This window comes from Ramlibacter sp. (genome assembly GCF_028292805.1).
GTDB lineage: Bacteria > Pseudomonadota > Gammaproteobacteria > Burkholderiales > Burkholderiaceae_C > Ramlibacter.
Genome location: NZ_JAQGLS010000119.1, coordinates 1 through 7161, shown reverse-complemented (window position 1 = coordinate 7161; position 7161 = coordinate 1). Strand labels below are relative to the sequence as shown.

5 protein-coding genes are annotated in these 7161 nt (G+C 70.0%); 3 read left to right on the top strand and 2 right to left on the bottom strand.

Features of this window, described 5'->3' with window-relative positions; all coding sequences use genetic code 11:
• On the bottom strand, positions 1-1058 hold a 1058-nt coding region (locus tag JWP65_RS06830; protein ID WP_299761871.1), incomplete at its 3' end, for a hypothetical protein.
• Between the two features lie 69 nt (positions 1059-1127).
• The gene (locus JWP65_RS06825; RefSeq protein WP_299761868.1) at positions 1128-2876 is read right to left on the bottom strand and encodes an acyl-CoA synthetase; all 1749 of its coding nucleotides are present in this window, start codon (positions 2874-2876) and stop codon (positions 1128-1130) included.
• A gap of 25 nt (positions 2877-2901) precedes the next feature.
• Between JWP65_RS06825 and JWP65_RS06820 the strand changes: the two genes are divergently transcribed.
• The 3 genes from JWP65_RS06820 to JWP65_RS06810 all read left to right on the top strand — a co-directional run.
• Positions 2902-3861 carry an alpha/beta hydrolase gene (locus JWP65_RS06820; protein WP_299761865.1) on the top strand — a complete coding sequence of 320 codons (960 nt, stop codon included), beginning with the start codon at positions 2902-2904 and terminating at the stop codon, positions 3859-3861.
• 138 nt (positions 3862-3999) lie between these two features.
• Entirely contained in the window at positions 4000-4905 is a 906-nt protein-coding gene (locus tag JWP65_RS06815) for a DUF2927 domain-containing protein (RefSeq protein WP_299761863.1), read from the top strand.
• 82 nt (positions 4906-4987) lie between these two features.
• On the top strand, positions 4988-7161 hold a 2174-nt coding region (locus JWP65_RS06810; RefSeq protein WP_299761860.1), incomplete at its 3' end, for an ATP-binding protein.

The following is a 7161-nucleotide window of genomic DNA, read 5'->3' as shown; positions in this document are numbered from 1 at the left end:
GCGCGGCGCCGGCCCTTGCCGGCGCGGCTGCGCCGCTGCGCGTACCAGCGCTGCAGACAGGCGTTGTCGGTGCAGGTGGCCTCGCGCCGGCTCCACTCGGCATCGCTGCGGCGCTGGAAGTCGCGCGGATCGGCGGCCGCGGCCTTGGCACGCGCGTGCAGGCGGCCCAGTTCCCGGTCCTGGCGCGCCAGCTCGTCGTCGGCGCAGATGATCTTCTCGGTGGTCGAACGCGCATTGCGGCAATCGAAGCTGGGACGGGCGCCGACGGTGCTGGCGGCGCCGGTTTCGCGCGCCGGCCCGGCGCCCGGCACCGACGTCATCCTGGGCGCAGTGACCACCGCGGCCGGCCTGGCCGGCTCGACGGGCCGGGCCGCGACGACAGGCGCCTTGGCCGGCGCCGACACTGTTGCAGCCTGGGTCTTGGGCGCAACCGCGGCCGTCGCGTCGTTCACGTCGGCGGCGGAACCGCCCAGCGCGGCCAGGCCGGCCAAGGCGAAGCGCGTTTTCTCGTGCGTCTCGCCGTACTTGTCGCGGTACGCCTGCAGGCTGCTGGCATACAGCGTGCGGGCGCGGGCGCGCAGTTCGCCGCGCACGGCCGCGGGGGCCGCCGGTTCCATCAAAGCGTAGTGCCGGCCCAGCCGATAGCTGGCGTCGGCCAGCAGCACGCCGTCGTTGCCGGACAGCTTGCCGGCGGCGCGGCACGCCATCAGGAAAGCGGTTTCGGCGTCGCGCCGATGGCCGGCAGCCGCCGACTCCTTGCCCGTCACCAGCAAGGCCTTCACGTCCTCGGCGTCCTTGCCGGAGAGGTCTTTGTCCAGCCTCAGCGCGCCGTCGCCGGCACCGGCGGACGGCACGGCCGGATGGAAGGCGCAGGTGTCGGGCGCCACGACGAGCGTGGTCGGTGCGGATGGCGGCGCCGCGACGGCCGGCCGAGTCTGCGCGACGGTCTCGGTCTGCGGCTTGTTCCCCGAACCGTTGGCGAACAAGGCCCACGCGCCGGCGACGCCCAGCAGGAGACCACCAACCAGGATTGCCGCTTCGCGCCGTGAGATTGCCATGGGCGCACCATACCGGGGCAGCCGGGCGCGCCGGGCGAGACTGGAGGGCGTCGCAGCGCGGGACCGCTCCTACGCGGCGCGCTCGCGTGCCCGCTGCTCCTCCTGCAGCCGCAGCACCCGCCGCCGCACCTTGCCGGTGGTGGTCATCGGCAAGGCCTCGATGAACTCGATCTCCTTGGGGTACTCGTAGGGGGCCAGCTTGCCCTTCACATGCAGCTGCAGTTCGGCGATCAGGCTGGCGTCGAACGCCAGCGCGCCGCCGGGCCCGGCCGTGCGCGCCTGCAATGCCTGCGGCGCCAGCACCACGTAGGCCTTGACCACGGCGCCGCGTTCCGCGTCCGGCTTGGGCACCACGGCGGCGTTGACCACGGCGGGATGCTTGACCAGGCAATTCTCGATTTCGCCGGGCCCGATGCGGTAGCCGGCGGCCTTGAAGACGTCGTCGGCGCGGCCCTGGTACCAGAGGTAGCCGTCGGCGTCGCGGCTGGCCAGGTCGCCGGTGCGGCACCAGTGGCCGGTGGACTTGCGGGCGGTGGCTTCGGGATTCTTCCAGTAGCCCAGAAAGAAGATCGGGTCGGGCTCGCCGTGCACGTCGCAGCGATGGACGGCCACGTCGCCAGGCTCGCCCGGCGCGCATTCGTTGCCGGCGTCGTCGATCACCGCCACCCGGTGGCCGGGATACGGCCGGCCCATGCTGCCGGGGCGCGCCGGCCAGCCGATGCCGCCGTCGGTGTCGCCGTTCATGGCGCAGTTGCCCACCACGTAGTTGATCTCGGTCTGGCCGAACATCTCGTTGACGATCACGCCCAGCTGGTCGCGGCAGTAGGCAAAGACGGCGTCGCCCACCGCCTCGCCCGCGCTCATGATGGCCTGCAGCTGCAGGCGGAACTGCTCACGCGGCCGCGGATGCGCCTTCATCATGGCCTTGAGCGCCGTCGGGAACAGGAAGGTGTGCGTCACGCCGTGCTCCTGCATCAGCGTGAAGGCCAGCTCGGGGCTGAAGCGGCCGTTGAAGGCGACGATGGGCCGGCCAAAGTAGAGGCTGGGCAGCAGCGCGTCCATGAGGCCGCCGGTCCAGGCCCAGTCGGCCGGCGACCAGAAGGTGGTGTCGCCGTCCTGGCCCGGTGCGAAGCCGAACCAGTTCTGGCTGCAGACGAACCCCGACAGGTTGCCGATCAACGCGCGGTGCGGAATCAGGGCGCCCTTGGGCGGGCCGGTGGTGCCGCTGGTGTAGATCAGCACGGCGCCGTCGTCGGCCCGGGTCGGCACCGGCGTGAAGTCCTCCGACAGGTCGGCCCGGCGCGCTTGCCAGCCGACGTCGGCCGCCGCGGCGGCGGCGCCGACACCGACCAGCGTGCGCAGCGGCGGACACTCGGCGCGCACCTGCAGCAGGCTGGCAATGGAACTCTCGTCGCAGATCGCCACCACTGCCTCGCTGTCCTGCAGCCGGTACTGCAGCGCCTCCGGGCCGAACAGCATCGACAGCGGCATGGCCACCGCGCCGAGCTGGAACACCGCCATGTAGGCGATGGCGGTCTCGAAGCGCTGCGGCATCACGATCGCCACCCGCTCGCCGGCGCGCACGCCCAGCGACGCCAGCAGGTTGCTCATCGCATTGGCTTGGCGCTGCAGCTGCGCGTACGTCAGTGTCGCGTTGCCTTCGGCGCCATGGGCGCGGATCGCGATCCGCGCGCCGGCGTCCGTCTGCGCGGCCCAACGGCCGCAACAGGCCTGCGCGATGTTGAACCGCTGCGGCACGTGCCAGCCGAAGCCGCGGTGCATCGCCGCCCAGTTGTCCCTGCCTTGACTGCGAACCATGGGGCGCCCTCCTATGATCGGCGCAATGTACCAAGCCAAGCGCATCTTTCGCAGCGAGTTTGTCCCGATCCGCGATCTGCGCTACCACGTGCGGCTCTGGGGCCAGCCGGACGCCGCGCGCCCGCCACTGGTGCTGGTGCACGGCTGGATGGACGTGTCCGCCTCCTGGCAGTTCGTGGTCGATGCACTTGCCCAGGAGCGTTTCATCATCGCGCCCGACTGGCGCGGCTACGGTCTGACCGAGTTGCCCAAGACCGACAATTACTGGTTCCCGGACTATCTTGCCGACCTCGACTTCCTGCTGGACCACTACGCGCCGGGCCAGGCCGTCGACCTGGTGGGCCACAGCATGGGCGGCAACGTCGCCATGCTGTACGCCGGCTCGCGGCCCGAACGCATCGGCCGGCTGGTCAACCTGGAAGGCTTCGGCATGCCCGCCACCCGCCCGGCGCAGGCGCCGGGCCGCTATGCCAGGTGGATGGACGAGCTCAAGGCATACCACCGCGGCGAGATCGAACTGAAAGCTTATGCCGACGTCGAGGGCGTGGCGCGCCGGCTCATGAAGACCAACCAGCGGCTGGCCCGCGACAAGGCCGACTGGCTGGCCCCGCACTGGGCGCGCCAGGCCGAAGACGGCCGTTGGCACATCCTGGGCCACTCGGCCCACAAGATCAGCAACGCCATCCTGTTTCGCGTGGACGAGGTGCTGGAGGTCTACCGCGCCATCCAGGCGCCGGTGCTGGCGGTCGAGGCCAGCGACGACAGCCTGGGACAATGGTGGCAAGGCCGCTTCACCCTGGCGGATTACCACGAACGTTTGAAGGCGGTGTCCGACCTTCGGCTGGCCCAGGTGCGGGACGCCGGCCACATGCTGCACCACGACCAGCCGGAACGGGTGGCGCAGCTGATCGAGGACTTTCTTCGCGGCGAAGCCGCGGTGCCCCTGGAAAACCCCAAGGAATGCCGCCGAATGCGTGAAATTTGACGGTTGGCACTCCAGGACCAGCCACATCTCGTAACGGCCGCTTGCCGTAGGAGCCGTCCTACCCCATCATCGGAATTCTTCGATGGGGGATGACGCATGTGGAAGTCGGTTTTAACTGCTTTGCTTGCCGCCACGGTAATGACTCCGGTCCTTGCCCAGTCGGATGAGTTCGAGCAAGGCATGGGCACGCTATGGGAAGTGCTGTGGCACCAGAGCGGCACGCCCACCCGGCTGGTGCGCTGGGAACAGGAGATCCGGGTCCGGGTGCACGGCGTCAACATGCGCACCCACAAGGAGCACACGCTGCAGGCCATCCGCGACGTGGCCACCGAAGCCGGCGTGCGGGTGGTGGACGTCAGCGACCGCACCGACGCCTCGGCCATCGCCAACCTCAGCATCGAGATCACGCCCGACAACCTGCTGGAAGATAACCAGCCCTGCGTGACCTTCCTGAATTTCCTGACTGAAACCCGCATCGAGTCGGCCGCCGTGCAGATGCGCAACCGCGATGCGTGGCGCTGCGCGTACCACGAAGCCATGCACGTGATGGGCGTGCGCGGCCATCCCGGCGGCAAGACCGTGCTGAGCTACTTTCCGACCAAGGTCGACGGCCTGTTGCCGCTGGACAAGGTGATGCTGCGCGCCTGGTACTCGCCGCGCATGCGGGGCGGCATGACGCCCTTCGAATCGCTGCCGGTGATGGCCGAGGAATTGGTGCAGGCCACGCCCGACCGCGCCGGCGCGGCCCGCTCGCGCGACGCCTTCCTGCTGCGCACCGTCGCCCAGATGCAGGACTTTGCCAACGGGGCCGGCGACGTACCGGCCATCGTCAAGCGCTCGGGCAAGGCCACCCACGACGGCATCCGCTTTGGCCAGATGGAAATGAGCTACTTCCTGGGGGTCGCCTACCTCGAGGGCGTCTCCGTCCAGCCGGATGCGCTGCAGGCCGTGCAATGGCTGCAGCGCGCCGCCACCATGGGCAGCCGCACGGCGCAAGTCAAGCTGGGTGCGGCGCAGGCACGGATGAGCGGCGCCACGCGCTGAGCCTGCCCAGGCAGCTCGGCGCGTGCGCCTCCGGGCTGCCGATTTGCGGCAAACTTGCCGATTGCCTCCTCGGCAGTCCGCAATGAGCCCGACCACACCCAACGATCCTTCCGGCTTTCGCCGCATCCTCGCCCGCAACGTCGGCCTGCCCCTGATCCTTGGCCTGGTGAGCTCCGCCGCCTTCGTCGGGCTGATCTTCTACCTGCTGGCCGCCATCGGCGAGGTGGAGCGAACCGATCGCGTGCTGGCCAGGGCCTCGGCCATTCAAAAGCTCGACCTCGACATGGAGTCCGGCGTGCGGGGTTTCCTGCTCAACGGCGACGAGCGCTTCCTGGAGCCGTTCGACCGCGCCCAGACGGGGCTGCGTTCGGAGGTGGAGCGTCTCAAGCAGGACATGGCGCCCTATCCCCAGCAACTGGAGCGAATCGAACGCATCCAGTCGCTGCAGCAGCAGTGGGACGGCTACGCCCGCCAGCAGATCGCGGCCAAGCGAAGCGACCGGAACTACCAGCCGGGCGAGGCGGCGAACCGCGGCCGCGACCTCAAGGACGGGGTGCGCGAGGAGTTCGAGCTTTTTTTCATGCAGGAGCGGCGCCAGCGCGCCGAGCGCACCCGGGACGCCAATCGCAACACCACCATCGGTGTCATCGCGTTCGTGCTGTTCACGCTCGGCACCGGGGCGGTGATCGCCTGGCGCGGCCGGCGCGACCTGACCGCCCTGTCCGGCACCTACGAAGCCGCGTTCCAGGAGCAGGGGCGCCAGGCCAGCGTGCTGCAGGCACACGCCTGGCTGCGCGAAGGCCAGTCCCGCCTGTCCGAGCGGCTGGCCAGCGAACAGGCGCTGGCGGGCGTCGGCCATGGCGCGCTGGAGTCGCTCTCGACCTACCTGGGCCTCGCCGTCGGCGTGCTTTACACGGCCGAGGAAGACGGCGGCTTCGTCCGTGCCGCCACCTGGGGCTGGTCGACCGATGCCGGCGGCGTCGGCGAGCGGATCGGGGCCGGCCGTTCCCTGCTGGCCGAGTGCGCGGCGCAGCGCCGCCAGATCACGCTGGCCAATGTGCCACCCGGCTACCTGAAGGTCAGCTCCGCCCTCGGTGACGCCACGGCGAGCGCGATCATGCTGTCGCCGGTCCTGCACGAGGGCCGGCTGGTGGGCGTGCTGGAGCTGGGCTGGATGCGGACGCTGGAGCCGCGCGACGGCGAACTGCTGGCCGCCGCCGGTGGCATCCTGGGCGCCTCGATCGAGTCGGCGCGCTACCGCAAGCGGCTGCAGGACATGCTGGAGGAAACTCAGCAGCTGAACGAGGAACTGCAGGTGCAGCAGGAAGAACTGCGCACCGCCAACGAGGAGCTGGAAGAGCAGGCGCGCGCGCTGAAGGAATCGCAGGCCCACCTGGAAAGCCAGCAGGCCGAGCTGGAGCAGACCAACGTGCAGCTGAGCGACCAGGCCGAGCGGCTGGAAGTGCAGCGCGACGACCTGCGGCAGGCGCAGCAGGCGCTGGAGGAACGCGCAGCGGAACTGCAGCGGGCCAGCCGCTACAAGTCGGAGTTCCTGGCCAACATGTCGCACGAGCTGCGCACGCCGCTGAACAGCTCGCTGATCCTGGCCAGGCTGCTGGCCGATAACGCCCAGGACAACCTGACCGAAGAGCAGGTCAAGTTCGCCGAGGCGATCTATTCAGCCGGCAACGACTTGCTGAACCTGATCAACGACATCCTGGACATCGCCAAGGTGGAGGCGGGCAAGCTGCAGGTGCGGCCGGAGGTGACGCCGCTGGCATCGGTGGCCCAGGGCCTGAAGGCTATGTTCGAGCCACTGGCGGCGCGCAAGAGCCTGCGGCTGGAGCTGGTGGTGGCCCAGGACACGCCGCCCACCCTGTACACCGACCGGCAGCGGCTGGAACAGATCCTGCGCAACCTGTTGTCCAACGCAGTCAAGTTCACCGAGCAGGGCTGCGTCGCGCTGCACGTCTGCCGCAGCGGCGACGACGCCATCGCCTTCGAGGTGCGCGACAGCGGCATCGGCATCGACCCATCGCAGCAGGACCTCATCTTCGAGGCCTTCCGCCAGGCCGACGGCACCGTCAACCGGCGCTTCGGCGGCACCGGCCTGGGGCTGGCGATCTCGCGCGACCTGGCCCGGCTGCTGGGCGGCAGCATCGCGCTGACCAGCGCCGCCGGCCAGGGCAGCACCTTCACCCTGGTGCTGCCGCTGGAGTACCAGGCCAGCCAGGCGCAGTCGCCGATGGCGATGCT